Annotated in this window: 18 protein-coding genes; 10 read left to right on the top strand and 8 right to left on the bottom strand. The window is 41.2% G+C overall.

The genetic code is table 11. The features are described 5' to 3' along the window. Window positions 1–314: 314 nt before the first annotated feature. From JOC78_RS02660 to JOC78_RS02645, 5 genes are all read right to left on the bottom strand, one after another. Complete coding sequence (locus JOC78_RS02660; RefSeq protein WP_204552742.1) at window positions 315–1,265, bottom strand: peptidylprolyl isomerase; 951 nt, start codon at window positions 1,263–1,265, stop codon at window positions 315–317. Between the two features lie 147 nt (window positions 1,266–1,412). Beyond that, window positions 1,413–1,592 carry a hypothetical protein gene (locus tag JOC78_RS17415; protein ID WP_338023161.1) on the bottom strand — a complete coding sequence of 60 codons (180 nt, stop codon included), beginning with the start codon at window positions 1,590–1,592 and terminating at the stop codon, window positions 1,413–1,415. Between the two features lie 500 nt (window positions 1,593–2,092). Further along, complete coding sequence (locus tag JOC78_RS02655; protein ID WP_204552740.1) at window positions 2,093–2,629, bottom strand: DUF3267 domain-containing protein; 537 nt, start codon at window positions 2,627–2,629, stop codon at window positions 2,093–2,095. 330 nt (window positions 2,630–2,959) lie between these two features. After that, window positions 2,960–3,535 (bottom strand): HTH-type transcriptional regulator Hpr, encoded by a 576-nt coding sequence (locus JOC78_RS02650; protein WP_204552738.1) that lies wholly within the window; start codon window positions 3,533–3,535, stop codon window positions 2,960–2,962. A gap of 134 nt (window positions 3,536–3,669) precedes the next feature. Next, entirely contained in the window at window positions 3,670–4,050 is a 381-nt protein-coding gene (locus JOC78_RS02645; protein WP_204552736.1) for a YtxH domain-containing protein, read from the bottom strand. A 170-nt stretch (window positions 4,051–4,220) separates the two neighbouring features. On the opposite strand from JOC78_RS02645, the gene yhzF reads away from it, so the two are divergent. Further along, window positions 4,221–4,409: a membrane protein YhzF gene (gene yhzF, locus JOC78_RS02640; protein WP_204552734.1), complete on the top strand. Its 189-nt coding sequence runs from the start codon at window positions 4,221–4,223 to the stop codon at window positions 4,407–4,409. A gap of 32 nt (window positions 4,410–4,441) precedes the next feature. On the opposite strand, the gene JOC78_RS02635 is transcribed toward yhzF, so the two are convergent. Beyond that, window positions 4,442–4,963 (bottom strand): tryptophan transporter, encoded by a 522-nt coding sequence (locus tag JOC78_RS02635; protein WP_204552732.1) that lies wholly within the window; start codon window positions 4,961–4,963, stop codon window positions 4,442–4,444. Window positions 4,964–5,125: 162 nt separating this feature from the next. Continuing rightward, window positions 5,126–5,545, bottom strand: coding sequence for an HIT family protein (locus JOC78_RS02630; RefSeq protein ID WP_204552730.1), 420 nt, complete (start codon window positions 5,543–5,545; stop codon window positions 5,126–5,128). A 169-nt stretch (window positions 5,546–5,714) separates the two neighbouring features. Here JOC78_RS02630 and JOC78_RS02625 point away from each other — a divergent pair, with 169 nt between their 5' ends. Genes JOC78_RS02625 through JOC78_RS02615 form a run of 3 tightly spaced genes read left to right on the top strand, consistent with a single transcriptional unit; the run spans window position 5,715 to window position 8,297 of the window. Next, on the top strand, window positions 5,715–6,452 hold the full coding sequence (locus tag JOC78_RS02625) for an ABC transporter ATP-binding protein (RefSeq protein ID WP_204552728.1): 738 nt from the start codon (window positions 5,715–5,717) through the stop codon (window positions 6,450–6,452). After that, window positions 6,449–7,675 (top strand): ABC transporter permease, encoded by a 1,227-nt coding sequence (locus tag JOC78_RS02620; RefSeq protein WP_204552726.1) that lies wholly within the window; start codon window positions 6,449–6,451, stop codon window positions 7,673–7,675. Before JOC78_RS02625 ends, JOC78_RS02620 begins: the two co-directional genes overlap by 4 nt. 16 nt (window positions 7,676–7,691) lie before the next feature. Continuing rightward, the gene (locus tag JOC78_RS02615) at window positions 7,692–8,297 is read left to right on the top strand and encodes a phosphatase PAP2 family protein (protein WP_204552725.1); all 606 of its coding nucleotides are present in this window, start codon (window positions 7,692–7,694) and stop codon (window positions 8,295–8,297) included. 122 nt (window positions 8,298–8,419) lie between these two features. On the opposite strand, the gene JOC78_RS02610 is transcribed toward JOC78_RS02615, so the two are convergent. Beyond that, the gene (locus tag JOC78_RS02610) at window positions 8,420–8,929 is read right to left on the bottom strand and encodes an antibiotic biosynthesis monooxygenase family protein (RefSeq protein WP_204552723.1); all 510 of its coding nucleotides are present in this window, start codon (window positions 8,927–8,929) and stop codon (window positions 8,420–8,422) included. 296 nt (window positions 8,930–9,225) lie between these two features. On the opposite strand from JOC78_RS02610, the gene hemE reads away from it, so the two are divergent. From hemE to JOC78_RS02580, 6 genes are all read left to right on the top strand, one after another. Then, the gene (hemE, locus tag JOC78_RS02605) at window positions 9,226–10,266 is read left to right on the top strand and encodes a uroporphyrinogen decarboxylase (protein WP_204552721.1); all 1,041 of its coding nucleotides are present in this window, start codon (window positions 9,226–9,228) and stop codon (window positions 10,264–10,266) included. A 77-nt stretch (window positions 10,267–10,343) separates the two neighbouring features. Beyond that, window positions 10,344–11,288 carry a ferrochelatase gene (gene hemH / locus JOC78_RS02600; protein ID WP_204552720.1) on the top strand — a complete coding sequence of 315 codons (945 nt, stop codon included), beginning with the start codon at window positions 10,344–10,346 and terminating at the stop codon, window positions 11,286–11,288. Between the two features lie 18 nt (window positions 11,289–11,306). Beyond that, window positions 11,307–12,722 (top strand): protoporphyrinogen oxidase, encoded by a 1,416-nt coding sequence (gene hemY / locus JOC78_RS02595; protein WP_204552718.1) that lies wholly within the window; start codon window positions 11,307–11,309, stop codon window positions 12,720–12,722. Window positions 12,723–12,812: 90 nt separating this feature from the next. Beyond that, window positions 12,813–13,358, top strand: coding sequence for a GNAT family N-acetyltransferase (locus JOC78_RS02590; protein ID WP_204552716.1), 546 nt, complete (start codon window positions 12,813–12,815; stop codon window positions 13,356–13,358). Window positions 13,359–13,472: 114 nt separating this feature from the next. After that, the gene (locus tag JOC78_RS02585; RefSeq protein WP_204552714.1) at window positions 13,473–14,045 is read left to right on the top strand and encodes a TetR/AcrR family transcriptional regulator; all 573 of its coding nucleotides are present in this window, start codon (window positions 13,473–13,475) and stop codon (window positions 14,043–14,045) included. Between the two features lie 80 nt (window positions 14,046–14,125). Continuing rightward, on the top strand, window positions 14,126–16,444 hold the full coding sequence (locus tag JOC78_RS02580; RefSeq protein WP_204552712.1) for a YhgE/Pip domain-containing protein: 2,319 nt from the start codon (window positions 14,126–14,128) through the stop codon (window positions 16,442–16,444). Window positions 16,445–16,538: the final 94 nt, after the last annotated feature.

The raw sequence follows: 16,538 nt of genomic DNA, 5'->3' as shown, positions 1-16,538 counted from the left end.
GAGTCACGAAACAGTATTACGGAGGCGGCTGACTTGACTGCAGCGTGCTCGCTTTTCGCGGAGTTTCTTAAGTCACAAAATGAATCGCCGATAGAATGCCGCTAACCGCCGTTAGAATGAGAGAAGCCGCCGATAGAATCTTGAAATCCGCCGTTAGAATACCGATAGCCGCCGATAGGACAAAAATAACATCGTCTAATGGCTTATTTAGCTATAAGAAAAGCCCAGGATCACTCCATATACGGAGTAATCCTGGGCTTTTTATTAAGAGTATCACATTTAGTGTTCTTTTTAGAACAGATTAAGACCGCTAATTATTTAGCTTCTTCGGCAGGAGCCGGTTCAGCTTCAGGTTGAGCTTCAGGTGCAGCCTCAGGAGGTGCTTCTGGAGCTTGAGGTTCGTCTTGTTCGAACGCACCTTTCAATGCTTTATCCTCAATTTTCACATCAGCCGCTTTTAATTCTTTGTCTAATTTCTTTTGAACGGCTTGAGGATCAGCTTTAGACTTCTTAAGTTCTTCTTTCAGTTCACCCTTCATTTTATCAAAGGATTCTTTTTTCTTCTGATCCGTGATTTCGATGATGTGGTAACCAAATTCAGATTTAATTGGCTCGCTGATTTTATTTACTTCTAACGTGTTCAACGCTTCTGTAAACTCAGGAACAAACTGTTGTCTGCTTTGGTTGTCGATCCATCCCAAGTCGCCGCCGTTTTGAGCAGAGCCCGGATCTGAAGAGTATTCTTTCGCTAATTCTTCAAATTTACCGCCTTTAGCCAATTTGTCTTGCACTTCTTTGGCTTTCTTTTCATCTTCTACAAGGATGTGACGAACTTTAATTGGCGCCTGCCACTTCTCGTAGTATTCTTTTACTTCTTTGTCAGAGACTTTAATATCAGCTGTAGCTGCTTTTTCGCGCAGAAGCTCAAGTTTTAAGAACTCCTTAAAGCCTTCTTCATCTAAGTTATATTGTGCAAGGAACGTCTTGTATTGATCGCCAAGCTGTTCCTTTGCTTTCTTAAGTTCTTTGTTTAGTTCTTCGTCTGTCACTTCATATTTTTCGGAAAGCACTTTTTTGTACATAATTTCTTGAAGTGCCTGCTCCATTTGCGGTGAATATTTTTCTTTCATCGCATCATAAAGTTCTGTCTTTGTTACATCACCAGCTTTAGATGTAGCAACAACATCGCTTTCTCCGCCATTTCCACAGCCGGCAAGGCCAAGTACGCCTGCTGCTAAAGAAAGAGATAACATACGTTTCTTCATTTCAACAACTCCCTAATTAATAGGCGGCTTGCTTACAAGCGGCACCAGTTTTTTTCCACAAAACATACTATAACACACTTCATTTCATCCGCCAAAAATTACACTTTTATATGTGAAAACGAGCCTGGCTCTGCGCCAAGACTCGATTCACGTGAAAAGTATTTCTACGTACGATGATACAAGTAAGATCGTAATTAGAATATTTATGATGCGGAACACTTTAGGTTGACGTTCTTCGGGGATTTCTTTTTGAATGCAAAGTGTATTCGTCATTCGGTTAATATTATAAAGAATAAGCCCGGAGAATATGATGAATACGATAATCACGGAGATCAATTTGTTCCCCCTCCCCTTTTAATCATATGTAATTAAGATACCAAAAAATCAGCTGAAAAGATAGAAAAACAGTCTGAATCTGCAATAAACATGGCAGTTCAGACTGTTTTTCGTTTATGGATAGAAGGGGAGGCCACAACGTTAGGAGCTCGGGTCAAAAGATCAACCAACCTAAGGGCAAAGAGCGCCTTTTGGTTGGTTGCCTATTTGCCAGTCGCTCCTGGGCGAGCCCGTTTTGCTTTTCGTTATTGTCTAGCAAAAGCCGTTAGGTGCTTGGGTCAAAAGATCTTCTGCCCTAAAGGCAAAAAGCGGCTTGAGGGCAGAAGCCTATTTGCCCTTCACACCTGGACAAACGGCTTTTGCTTTTCGTGGTGTCTAGCCAATCACGCTAGGAGCTCGGGTCAAAAGATCAGCCCCCATAAAGGCAAAGAGCGCCTTTTTGGGGGCTGCCTATTTGCCAGTCGCTCCTGAACAGCGTGATTGGCTTTTCGTTATTGCGGTACAAGGATTTCATATCCTTCGTCGTTTTCTTCGATTACTGCGTATTTAGGGGAGGCGGTTAGTGCTTTCAAATAGAGAAAGTCTATTGCGCAAATCCCTGTGTGATAGGCAGTCAGCATTAGGAAATAGTGCAGGTAATGCGGGTTAAGACTAGCGCCCATAAACAGTAATGGCGTCAGTACGACGAACGGAAAGACTAAGCTGATCATAAAGCGTTTTTTAGGCAGTGGATCTTTTATATTGATCGAAATAACCGGCAAACAGAAGTATTTCATCTGATACTTGCAGGACATTTTTGGTATATATTTAAGAATCGGTAATGTATGCAGGAATTTATGCAATGGGTAAATTAGGATCATCCCAATTAAAAACCATGAAAAATGCTGGGCATACAATGCTTCAGAGTATACCGATTGCATCAATGCAAATGTGAAAGAAAAAGTCATCATCGCGATAAGCAATGAAAAGATGATAATTTTATTAAATCCATATCGTTTTTCAAAATCGAATGAACGCCAGCACTTCATCGGATATACCCTCCCATCAGTTGTAAATTAAAAATATTGCTTTCCTAATTTACGATGTTTGATGGGAAAAATCAACACCATTTTTAATAAAGTTTTGTTAATCTTTTATATGCAGGATTATCGAAATTTACTGAAAATAAAAGGGATGAAAAGGGGAATGGGGAACAGGGGTGTGAATGCTCATTCATCCAACAGGCGCCAGGGTTGAATGAGCGGTGCGAACACATTGTTTTTCTGATTAAAGAGCCAAGCTTGTCTCTTGTGTATAGTCAAGGCTTAAGGAAGGAGAAAGCTTGGCATTTAAGAGTGTGAAAGCTTTAAGGTTAGTTCTTAACTCGTTTGTATTTTTGGCAGGTCGGCTTTTGTTAGCTTTCCATCTTCTTCATAGAAATCCTCATCAATATTGTGAATAGATTTTTCGAAAATATCCATGAAATCATCACCGTAAATGTTTTTGACGATGGCCATGATTTCTACTAAATCTGGAAATCTGCCAAACAGTTCTCTCAAAGGAGCCGTTCCCTGGAACACAGAGTTTTTGTCCGGATCATAGCTTTCCATTAAGTCGAGAAGCAGCGTTTCGCCTTCTGCAGTGATCTCGACATATGTATTTCGCTTATCGGCTTCTTTCTTCGAGAACTTTAAATAGCCTCTTTCCTCCAGTTTTTTCGAGAAATTGAACGCGGTTGAAACGTGCATGACACCAAATTTGGCAACATCAGAAATCGAAGCGCCTTTTAGATGATAAGCAATCCATAAAATGTGGTGTTCATTAATGTTTAAATCATAAGGCTTGATCCATTGCTGCCAATCTTTTTCTACTGCTTTCCACAATGCTTTGCTTAACTGGGCCATACGCTGACTGAAAATAAGTGCTTCTTTCATGGAATAATGATGATTTGTCATAAATTCACCTTCTTTATATAATGTCTTTCACTCCTATTAACAGAAAATTATTAATATAGTTATCATCATTATGCCAATAAAATAAAAAATAATAAAGATATAAATTAACCAAATTTTCAAAAAAACCGAAAAGCCTATTTAGGCTCTCCGGTTTTTGGTGGGGAAGGCAGGGTTTCTTGCATATCGTGAACGGTTGTTTGAAGGGCTGAAATTTCTTTTTGAAGCGCTTGTTTATTCGGCACAATGCTTTCCTTCCATAACGCAGCACTTGTTTTCAACCCTGTAGATACATCACTAAATTGTTCTTTGCTCACTTCAGTCAAATGAGTCACTGACTGTTGGATCTCTTGCAGATCATTCTTAATTTCATTGGCGGATGCTTTCATACTCGCCTGTGCATCCTTTACTTTTTGACGGGCTTCCTTACCCGAGATGGGAGTATTTAATAGAGTCATGGCGGCTCCAGCTGCTGTTCCTACGGCCATGCCAATCATCATCGCTTTCTTATCCATCATTCCATCACCTCTCTATACAATTCTCTGCACAGAGCGAAATTCCTTTTTTCCTTAATGGGACAGGTTCATTGGGGTCGCCCTCATGCATAGTATGTAACATAACCAATTGTCAATATATTTCCCATAAATACAGGTATACAAACTTCACTTAGTAAAAAGGGGGAACAGTCATGGAAGGAGTCATCTTTGGTTTATTTGCGCTCAGCTTTATTCTGCTAATCGGAATGGTCAATCAAGTTCGTGCGATTTTACAGCCAGGCATGTCGATGTCTAAACATATACTGAAAAAACGGGCGAAAGTTCTTGGGATTTCCGGAGGGATTATCTTAGTCTTGGCGGTCTTGCTTTCATATATGTAAAAAAAAGAACCCAATCTCGGGTTCTTTTCGATTTATGTGGTTTGTTCCGCCAGGCGGGATCGTTTGAAAATAGATTGCACAATTGGATAGATGACGAGCATCGCAATTGTATTAATCACAGCAGCAGGAAGCACGACTGTGGCAAATAAAGCAGTAAATGGTCCAGGCAATCCTACAAGCAGCTGGGCAGAAGTAAGGAATACTCCACCTGAGATCAAAGTTCCGACTGCAGTCAGTAAAGCCTTTGAACCTGCATTATGTGTGTATTTAGCTAAAAGCAGGATCATGCCATAAAAAACAAAAGCGGTAATAGGCTTATCAATTAAGTTCGGAATTAATCCTCCAGGAAACGTTGTCGTCAATCCGGAAATAACCCCAGTCACCATTCCTACTAGAAGCACGTTCTTTGCGCTTGGAAATAGTAAAATGCCTAAAAACATCATTAGAAGCATCATGTCTGGCTTCATTCCTAAAAATAATCCAGGCATAACAGTGTGCAATACAGCGCCCATTCCCACTAATAGGGACAGGCTGACAAGTGATTTCGTATTCATTTCTCAACTCTCCTCTTCTCATCTAATCTCGGCTAAGCTTCTCCTGACGTGCACTATTGCCGCCAGCGAAAAGTTAAACGTAGTATATCATAAAAAAGACATGAGAACAAAGTATTATTTATCCGAATAATAAAAAAACTCCCTCGAATCAGGGAGCGGTTACTATAATTGATTTTTAATCGACTCAGCGATTTGTTGAAATTCTTCCTGAGAATAAGGGCTTTCCGTTGTTTCAAAAGCTGGGTGAAAAGCATCTTCTTCACCATAACGCGGAAGCAAATGAACATGATAATGGAAGACCGTTTGCCCAGCCACAGCTCCGTTATTATTTAAAATATTTAAGCCTGCTGGATTGAAAGCCTTTTTGATCGCATTCGCAATCTCAGGAACCGCTTTAAACAGATGACTGGCAAGATCCGACGGCAATTCAAAGATATTCTCTTTATGTACTTTTGGAATGACCAGCGTGTGTCCTTTCGTTACTTGGCTGATGTCTAGAAAGGCATACACATATTCGTCTTCGTACACTTTAGCTGATGGAATGTCGCCATTAATGATCTTGCAAAAAATACAATCTCCCAAATCTTTCATCTCCCTTTATATGTAATTGTCAAAATTTTATCATAAAAAGAGAAGCGTTGAAATAGACAAGCAGTATAGGGAGAAAAATAACCAGTACTTTAAAAACGAGTGTTTCTGTCTAGAATTTGCTAAAATAGCGGTAATGAATGTATCCGAAGGAGCGGTAGTTATGTCTTTATTAAAAGTAGAAGGACTTGTTGGCGGTTATACGCGAAAGCCAGTTTTAAAAGAGATTTCTTTTGGCATTGAGCCGAAGCAGATCGTCGGTTTAATTGGACTGAATGGAGCGGGAAAAAGCACCACGATCAAACATATTATCGGGTTGATGGAACCGAAAGCGGGGCAAGTAGAGATTAATGGCCTGTCTTTAGAGAAAGATCCTGAACAATATCGAAAGCAGTTTTCCTATATACCTGAAACGCCGATTTTATATGAAGAGTTAACTCTCGAAGAGCATATGCGTTTAACCGCAATGGCGTACGGGTTAAGTGAGCAGCAATATAATGAACGGATTCAGCCGCTGTTAAAGGAATTTCGCCTTGATAAAAAAATGAACTGGTTTCCTGCTCACTTCTCTAAAGGGATGAAGCAGAAAGTCATGATTATGAGCGCCTTTTTAACAGAGCCATCCCTGTATATCATCGATGAGCCATTTGTCGGCCTTGATCCGCTCGGGATTCAGTCATTGCTTGACTGGATGAAGCAGATGCGGGACAGTGGAGCGGGAATATTGATGTCTACGCATATTCTAGCCACTGCTGAAAAATATTGCGATTCCTTTATCATACTGCATAATGGAGAAATTCGGGCGAAAGGTACGATATCTGATCTGCAGACACAGTTTTCCATGCCAGGTGCGTCACTCGATGATATTTATATCCAGCTGACAAAGGAAGAGGAACAATGAATACGATTCAGGAGTTATGGAAACAAAGATTAGATACTTATTACAATGAACTTCGCAAATATTTGAAATACATGTTAAATGATCATCTGCTGTTTGTATTAGTGTTCGGCATGGGTGCAGGCTTGTATTATTACAGTGACTGGGTGAAAACACTGGATCCCGCTTTTCCCGCGCCGCTCATTATGGCGGCTGTACTAGGAGCAGTTCTTGCCTGGAGTCCGGTTTATACCTTTTTGAAACGGGCAGACACTGTATTTTTACTGCCGCTTGAGGGAAAAATGAAAGGGTATTTCCAAAACGCTATTCTAACGAGCTTTATCTCCCAAAGCTATGTGCTGATTCTTCTCCTCGCCGTATTCATGCCTATGTATGTTCAAGTGAAAGGCGGAGGGTTTCAATCCTTTTTCTTATGGCTGCTTATACTTGCGGGGTTGAAATTATGGAATTTGTCTGTCCGGTTTCTCCTTTTAAAATTGCAAGAGCGACAAAGTCATTATATAGATATGGGTGTCCGGTTCGCCTTAAATACGCTATTGCTCTATTTTATCGTTTCAGGGGCTTCAGACATATTTGCTTTAATCGTGGCGGCAGTAATGATGCTTTATTTCGTTTACTTTAATAAAGCGGTTCAGCATAAAAGTTACAAGTGGGAAACGCTTGTTGATTTAGAAGAAAAGCGGATGGCAGCCTTTTATCGGCTGGCGAATATGTTTACAGATGTTCCTCATTTGCGCGGGGAAGTGAAACGACGTCAATGGATGGATGCCTTAATTGGAAAGATGACCTTTGATCAGACACACTCTTTCTCCTATTTACTGAAAAGAACATTCGTACGCATGAATGAATACTTCGGATTATTCGTGAGATTGACGGTGATTGCCGGACTGATTATTTATTTCAGTGATCAGCCCATTTTGCAGGTCATCATTGCTTTGCTGTTCATTTATTTAACAGGGTTCCAGCTGATGCCAATGATTCGCCGCCATCAAACGAAAATCTGGCTCAAGCTCTATCCGCTGCCGGCCGAGCAAAAAAGGGCCGCATTGCTGAATCTGATTCTTCAAGTGCTGGTCATACAAGCAGTGATTTTTGGCATCGCTTCGGCCATCAGCCATTCCTTGCTGCAAGGAGTGATTGTATTGGGAGCAGGCTTATTGTTAGCTCTATTATTTGTGAAAATGTATGCTCCTCCACGGTTGAAAAAGCTCGAACAGCGTTTGTGAAAGAGAGGAATCAATTATGTTGTTTAAAGCTTCAGCGATATGTTTTGCTGTGTTTCTTCTCTTGTTTGCAGGAGTTGAGATGAATGTATTTGCATGGATGGATAACCGCGCGTTTAGCGTGTTTGAAGCTTTTACTGGCTTAAAAGAGTTTTCATTTCTCGGTTCTGAAATAGTTCTAGGAACGATCAGTATAATCTTGGTCGTTCTTCTCACTTGGAAACGTCATATCTATGGTGTCATGGCTGTTTTGACTTCGGTGGCTGGCGGCAATGTATTAAATAAATGGCTGAAGGAAGCAGTAGGGCGTGAGCGGCCTCCATTTAATCACGGGGAAGATGGATTAAGCTTCGTGAGCGGACATGCGATGCTTGGCCTCATTGTTTACTTGCTGATTTGCTACTTTCTCCTGTCATTTTCTAATCGCGACATCACCCAAAGAATCGGTTATGCAGCAGCAATTGTCCTTGCAGGACTTGCAGGCTTCAGCCGGGTCGCTGAACGGGCGCACTATCTTTCAGATGTTCTTGCGGGATTTAGTTTAGGGGCGGCGATCTTTTTTCTTACCGTTGCGGTGCTAGAAAAATGGAGCCCGGCACATCAACTGGCACGAATAAGAGCCTAGTTGTTGTATATATGTGCACGTGAAAGAAACGATGTTCGTGAGTTAGTGAAGATAATCATTCTTTTCATCTAACATAGAAAAAGCGGCTGACCACCTCGTCAGGCCGCTTTTTTATTATGTTATTAATCTTCTTCTGGCACGTTATAGGACGAGACATAGGAAGGACTTGAGAAAATTTTCGGCTGATTATCAATGCCATCTTCTGTGCCGCGTTTTTGATGAGCTTTATCGTAAGCTTTGGAATTTTGCCAGCCTTTAAATGCGGCTTCATCTTTCCACTGGGTTAAAATAATATACGTATCTGCATTTAACGGACGCAGCACACGAATGGCTTGAAACCCATCTACATCTTCAATGGCACGCGCACGGTTTTTAAAGCGGTATTCAAAAATCGGCCGTCCTTCCTCGGTAACAGGTATATTGTTAAAGACAACATGGCCATGTTCAGCAAGCTCTCCTGATGAATCAATCACTTCAAATTTTCGAGGCGACTCAAAGACAGTCGAAGCACTTGTTTCATGCAGCAGAACGGCTCCTTCTGCATTCTCCATTAAAATCATTGTTTCATTTGCATGCTTTGCTTTAATTGTTTTTAAAAAATCATATGTACCTGATGTGATGAAAACATTCATCCAATTCACCCCTAGTTTTTTAGAATATATAGTTACTTCTATTAGTATATACTTTACACCTTCATTTACACGTTTAAACACTTTCGCTGTCCTGGGATCTTATAGAGTCACTTAGGCCATTCATTCTGTTCTTGGCGAATTTATGACATTTAAGGATGTCAGCTATACTTTTATTCTTAAAAATACTATAGTTTAAACGTATAAAAAGACCGACTTTCCTCATTTCATTCTAATGAGGGATTAGATATAATGAAAGATAGTGACTTCGAAGAATGAAAGGTGGACAAAGAACGAATATGAGACAGATTAATGAAACATTCTTAAAAGCAGCAAGAGGAGAGAAAACGGACTATACTCCTGTATGGTATATGCGCCAAGCAGGAAGGTCGCAGCCGGAATACCGCAAACTGAAAGAGAAATATTCTCTATTTGAAATTACACATCAGCCGGAAATCTGTGCCTATGTCACTAGACTTCCCGTTGAGCAATACGATGTAGATGCGGCCATTCTTTATAAAGATATTATGTCACCGCTTCCATCGATCGGTGTTCAGGTCGATATTAAATCAGGAATCGGTCCAGTAATTGATAACCCAATTCGCTCGATGGCAGATGTTGAAAAACTTGGGGAAATCGATCCTGAAAGTGACGTGCCTTATGTATTAGAAACGATCCGGATACTAACAGAAGAACAATTGAATGTGCCATTAATCGGTTTCGCAGGAGCACCTTTCACATTAGCGAGCTATATGATCGAAGGTGGACCTTCAAAAAATTATAATAAAACAAAAGCATTTATGTACGCGGAGCCTAAAGCTTGGTTTGCTTTAATGGACAAGCTGGCTGATATGACGATTACCTATGTTCGTTCACAAATTAAAGCAGGCGCTCGTGCGATTCAAATCTTTGATTCTTGGGTAGGTGCATTAAATGTAGCCGATTACCGCGTCTTTATTAAGCCGGTTATGGAGCGCATTTTTAATGAGCTGAAGACGGAAAATGTTCCATTAATCATGTTCGGTGTGGGTGCGAGCCACTTGGCCATGGAGTGGCATGACCTATCTCTTGATGTGGTAGGACTAGACTGGCGCTTGCCAATTGAACAAGCGCGTTCAATGGGTATTACTAAAACAGTTCAAGGCAACCTTGATCCTGCCATTCTGCTTGCTCCATGGGAAGTGATTGAAGAACGCACGAAGGCGATTATTGATCAAGGTGTGAAACAGCCTGGACATATTTTCAACCTGGGTCATGGGGTCTTCCCAGAAGTGAGTCCAGATGTGCTAAAGCGTTTGACGACATTAGTCCATGAATACAGTGCGGAAAAACTTAAATAAGAACCTTCATTTTGGAAAGTTGACAGCATACGTGTCAAAATAGAACAAGATTTCTATTTATTGATGAGGTGAGAGACATGACAAAAAGAAAAATGGGTTTACTGGTAATGGCTTACGGCACGCCATATAAAGAGGAAGATCTAGAACGTTATTACACACATATCCGCCATGGGCGAAAACCATCTGATGAGATGATAGAAGATTTAAGAAGCCGCTATGAAGCGATTGGCGGCATTTCTCCGCTTGCTGCGATTACTCTTGAACAGGCGAAGAAATTAGAAGAGCATTTAAATCGTGTGCAGGATCAAGTGGAGTTTAAGATGTACCTTGGCCTAAAGCATATCGAACCTTTTGTTGAAGATGCGGTTCAGCAAATGAAAGATGATGGCATCGAAGAAGCGGTGTCCATCGTATTAGCTCCTCACTTTTCGACATTCAGCGTGAAGTCTTATAATGGACGAGCGATCGAGGAATCAGAGAAAATCGGCGGACCTTCCATTACATCAATTGAAAGCTGGTATCAAGAGCCGAAGTTCATCGAGTATTGGGCAGACCAGCTGAAACAGACAATCGCGTCTATGTCAGAGGAAGAGCGCGAGGATTATGTGCTGATTGTCTCCGCTCACAGCTTGCCGGAGAAAATCATCGCAATGGGTGATCCATATCCGAAGCAGCTAGAAGAAACAGCGAAGATGATTGCAGAAGCTGCAGGAGTCAAGGAGTACGAAGTCGGCTGGCAGAGTGCAGGAAACACGCCTGAACCTTGGATTGGCCCGGACGTACAAGATTTAACAAGAGATTTATTCGAAACAAAAGGATACAAAGCATTTGTCTATATCCCAGCAGGTTTTGTAGCCGACCACTTAGAAGTGCTATATGATAATGACTATGAGTGTAAAGTCGTCACAGACGAAATAGGCGCAGGATATTATCGTCCTGAAATGCCGAATGCACAGCCAGCTTTTATTGAAGCCATGGGTAATGTAGTCTTAGATCACTTAAAAGCGAAAGACAAACTATAAAAAGAAGGCGATGTTACTGTGTTGGAAAAAACGAAGAAGATTGTTGTCATTGGCGGGGGAATAACAGGACTATCCACTGCTTATTATTTACAAAAAGCAGCGAAGGAACATCAGTTACCTCTTGAAGTCACTTTGATTGAGGCCACTCATCGTCTTGGCGGGAAAATACAAACGGTGAAGAAAGACGGTTTTGTTATCGAAAGAGGACCGGATTCTTTTCTTGAGAGAAAAGCAAGTGCCGTACGCCTGGCTAAAGAGGTTGGACTTTCAGATCAATTGGTGAATAATGCAACAGGAACCTCTTATGTTTTAGTGAATGGTAAGCTTCATCCGATGCCTGGGGGCTCTGTGATGGGCATTCCAACACAGTTAGCTCCTTTCGTTACGACAGGACTCTTTTCCGTTCCTGGTAAATTGAGAGCGGCAGGCGACTTTGTGATGCCTAAATCTGATCCTAAAAATGACCAGTCACTAGGTCAATTTTTCAGAAGAAGACTCGGAGATGAAGTCGTAGAAAACTTAATTGAGCCTTTATTGTCAGGCATTTATGCAGGGGATATCGATCAAATGAGTTTAATGTCCACGTTTCCTCAGTTTTACCAGGTGGAACAGAAATACCGCAGTCTTGTACTCGGGATGAAGAAAAGCACGCCAGCTCCGAAGCAAGTTAAAGGAGCTAAGAAAAAAGGAATCTTTATGACGTTCAAAGATGGCTTAGAGACATTCGTTGATGCTATTGAAGACAAGCTGACACCCGGGTCTGTCATGAAGGGAGTCCGAGTGGAGTCTGTAGAGAAAACGGAAGACAGCCAATATCAACTGTCATTAAACAGCGGACAGCAGCTGCTGGCTGACAGTGTGGTGTCCACGGTTCCGCACTTTGTCCTGCCGTCGATTATGCCGCAATACCGGATGTTTGATATTTTAAAAGAAATTCCGTCCACTTCTGTTGCAACCGTCGCGATGGCTTTTCCGGCAGAGGCTATTAAAAATGTCAAAGACGGAACTGGCTTTGTCGTATCAAGAAACAGTGATTATACGATTACAGCTTGTACATGGACGCATAAAAAATGGCCGCACACAACGCCGGAGGGAAAAGTCTTGCTGCGCTGTTATGTAGGACGAGCCGGCGATGAAGCAGTGGTGGATTTATCAGATGCAGAGATTGAGCGCATTGTATTAGACGACTTAAACAAAACAATGAAGGTTACTTCTGCTCCAGATTTTACAATTGTCAGCCGCTGGAAAGAAGCGATGCCTCAATACACGGTAGGACATAAAGATAGATTAGCAGAAATCAATAAACAGCTGCTTGCACAGGCACCGGGCCTGTTTATTGCAGGAAGCTCGTTTGAAGGTCTTGGCCTGCCAGATTGTATTGATCAGGGAGAAGCTGCTGTCGAAAAGACTCTATCCTATTTAAATCTAAAGTAACGTGTGACGAGAATGCTAATTGCGGCATTCTTTTTTTATCGTATAATGTAAGCAATTTGCCGTTAAACTAGATGATTGGGGGAAGAAGTATTGATCGTCCAACGAAAGACATATAAAGTTAATCAATTGAACTACACTATTAGATCTGCAAGAGAAGAGGATGCGAAAAGCTTATCTGAAGTAAGGCTTCAGATCGATGGCGAAACGGAAAATCTAGATCGGGAACAAGGTGAAGCATACATAGATGAGGCAGGCTTTAAACAGATCATACAAGTGGATTCAGAAAGTAGGAAGAATCTATTTTTAGTTGCTGAAGTGAATGGGAGAGTTATCGGTTTCTCAAGGTGTGAAGGAAGTGACCTGAAAAGGTTTTCACATAAAGTGGAATTTGGCATCTGTGTGTTAAAAGAATATTGGGGATATCGGGTGGGAACCAATCTTTTAATAGAATCGATTCAATGGGCAGACGTGAATAACATTAAGAAAATAACATTGAGTGTATTGGAGACAAATGATCAAGCGATCAAGCTTTATAAAAAATATGGTTTTGAAGTAGAAGGTATCTTAAAGCAAGATAAGCGGTTATCAGATGGAAAATACTATGACACGGTAATGATGGGGAGATGGAATGACTAAAGCTCACAGGGAAAAGATTCTCTAAAAAGAGTTGTCATCTAAGAAAATATATAGTACATTAATAAATGTACAAAATGACCATATTTCTCATTTGGTCATTTAAGGGGTGGATGAATGTCAATTGATCGAAAACAACTTATTATTGAAGCAGCCACTAAGTCATTTTCATTGTTTGGCTACAAAGCGACAACAATGGATCAAGTGGCTAAAATAGCGAATGTCGGCAAGGGAACCATCTATACTTTTTTTAAGAATAAAGAAGAGCTGTTTGATGAAATTGTGCAAATGCTCATTGCGGAAATGAAGCAAGTAGCAGAAGAAGCAATTGATCCGCAAGATTCTTTTCACGAAAATGTGCATAGAGCTCTCTTTCAATTGCTGCAGTTTCGCAAAAAGCACCAGCTGTCCATTAAGCTGATGCAGGAAGGCCGAGAAATGGGAACGCCAGCTGTATTAGAAGTGATGGAGAAGATGGAACAGGCCATTCTCACGTTTATCAAGGAAGAAGTTTCAAAAGCTATTGATGCGAAGGAAATAAAGCCATGTAATCCAGAGGTGACGGCATTTATTATGTTAAAAATATATGTGTCACTTATTTTTGACTGGGAGCAGAAACGTGAACCATTAAGTGAAGAGGAAATTGCTAAATTGTTTGAACTTTATCTATTTCAAGGGTTATCCATCTGAGGAGAGCCTTTTCTTTTGTTAATAAATGACCAAATGAACAAAACAGTCATTTATTAACAATGCGAGTACAGGAGGAAATTATGAAACAATCTTTATTTTTAGCAGAACTTAAAGAAATAGTTAAAAGCAGAAAATTGTTTGTGCCGCTTTTGGCAGTCATGTTTATTCCGGTTTTGTATGCAGGTATGTTTTTATGGGCTTTTTGGGATCCATATGCTCATTTAAAGGATTTGCCTGTGGCCGTTGTGAACAAAGATGCTGGAGCCAACTTTGAAGGGGAAGATTTAAAACTTGGGAAAGAGCTTGAAAAAGAAATAAGGAAGAGTGACGATTTCGACTTTCATATTGTAAGCGATAAAGAAGCTGAACGAGGTCTTGAACAGCAGAACTATTATATGGTGGTGGAAATTCCGGCGGATTTTTCGGAAAATGCGACTACACTTTTAGATGAAAGTCCCGAAAAACTTAAGTTAAAGTACATTCCGAATGAAAGCTATAATTTTTTATCCGCACAGATTGGAGAAACAGCGGTAAAAGAAATTCGTACATCTCTGCAGAAAACAATAACGAAAACATATTCTGAAACAATGTTTGAAAAGATAAAAGAAATGGGTGACGGGTTCGCAAAAGCCAGTGATGGAGCAGGTGAACTTGATGAGGGGGCCATTAAGCTTTCTGATGGAGCAGCGAAAATTAAAGAAAACTTAGCAACTCTGGCTGGAAAATCTATTGAGTTTTCAGAAGGGATTAGTAAGGCCGGAGATGGCTCGAAGCAGTTAGCTGAAGGAGCCGGTAAGTTACATGCTGGCTTAGGTCAGCTGGAAGAAGGACAGAACCGCCTGCTCGCTGGAGGCAAAGAAGTTCAGACAGGTACGGATCAGCTAGCAGGCGGAATCACTAAGCTGCAGCAGGGCTTGCATACTGTCGATTCTAAAATGGGAGAACTAACAAAAGGTACGGCAGAAGCAAAAGCAGGTATAGCTCAGTTCCAAGAAAAAGTGCCACAGCTGGCCAAAGGAACGAGTGAGCTTGCAGCTGGCTCCGAACAATTAAATGCAGGAATCAGCCAGTTTGAAACACAATTAATCGAACAGGTTAACGGCAGTATGGATAAACAAATGGCGCAGTTATTGCCGATTCTTGAGCAATCTATGACGCCTGAACAATTAGCAGGATTTAAGCAGCAAATGGCTGCTCAAAAGCAGCAAATGGTTCAAGGAATAGAAGGCGGTTTTGGAAGTCTTAAAGCTGGAAGCCAGAAAGTGGCTGCGGGTTCAAAAGAAGTAAATAGTGCGGTGAGCGGTCAGTTAGCTCCCAACCTTGAAAAGCTGAATGGCGGCCTTGGAAAAATTCAAACGGGTCAGGAACAGCTGAATCAAGGAGTTTCTGAACTAGCTAAGGGTTCTGATCAATTGGCTCAAGGTGCAGGGCAATTGCAGTCAGGTGAAAAGGAATTAGTTAACGGTATGGCGACGCTTGCCGGTAAATTAGGAGAAGCAAAAGCCGGTTCAGCGGAATTGGCAAACGGGGCTTCAGAGTTAAGTGGCGGCATGAGTCAATTAGACAGCGGATCTAAGAAACTTAGTGACGGAGCTGGGAAACTGGCTGACGGTTCTTCTGAATTGGCAGATGGGACAGTTAAGCTAGAGTCTGGAACGAAAGAACTTCACGAAAAGCTTCAAGAGGCAGCGGAGAAATCTAATTCTGTTAAAGCAACCGATAAAAACTATGACATGATGGCAGAACCAGTGAAGGTGGCCAAAGAAACAAGACAGCATGTGCCGAACTACGGTACAGGATTTGCTCCTTATTTCTTATCTTTAGGATTATTCGTTGGTGCTTTATTGTTATCCATCGTCTTTCCATTACGAGAGCCAGCAGTACGTCCAAAGAATGGATTTAGCTGGTTCATAGGGAAATTCGGCGTACTATTCTTTGCAGGGATTATCCAGTCGCTGCTAGCGGCAGCTGTATTGCTGTATGGATTAAAGATTGAAGTACAGAGCATCCCGTTATTTTTAGCGACGACGATCATTACGAGCTTAACGTTTATTGCCTTAGTCCAAATGCTTGTGACGATCTTAGGAGATCCTGGCCGTTTTGTGGCTATCTTAATCTTGATCTTCCAATTAACAACAAGTGCAGGTACGTTCCCGCTCGAATTAATTCCAGAGGCGTTACAGCCATTTAGTGCTTTATTGCCAATGACGTATTCCGTCAACGCACTGAAGGCAGTGATTTCAAGCGGTGACTTCTCATTCATGTGGACCAATAATGGCATACTTGGTTTATTTGCCGCAGGATGCTTAGTGTTGACTGTGATCTTCTTCCGAGGTCTGTATAAGCGACAGTTCGCTCATCAGCCGAGTGATCATGAGGCAGCCGTTTCAATAAATTAATGAATAAATTGTGAAGTGTCGAAGAGCGATTGCGCTTTTCGGCACTTTTTTCTTTATTTTTCAAACATACTTCACATTTCTTTCTTATAATAGG

The organism is Bacillus ectoiniformans (assembly GCF_016908875.1).
Lineage (GTDB): Bacteria > Bacillota > Bacilli > Bacillales > Domibacillaceae > Bacillus_BX > Bacillus_BX ectoiniformans.
This window is presented reverse-complemented; position numbering and strand designations above follow the sequence as displayed.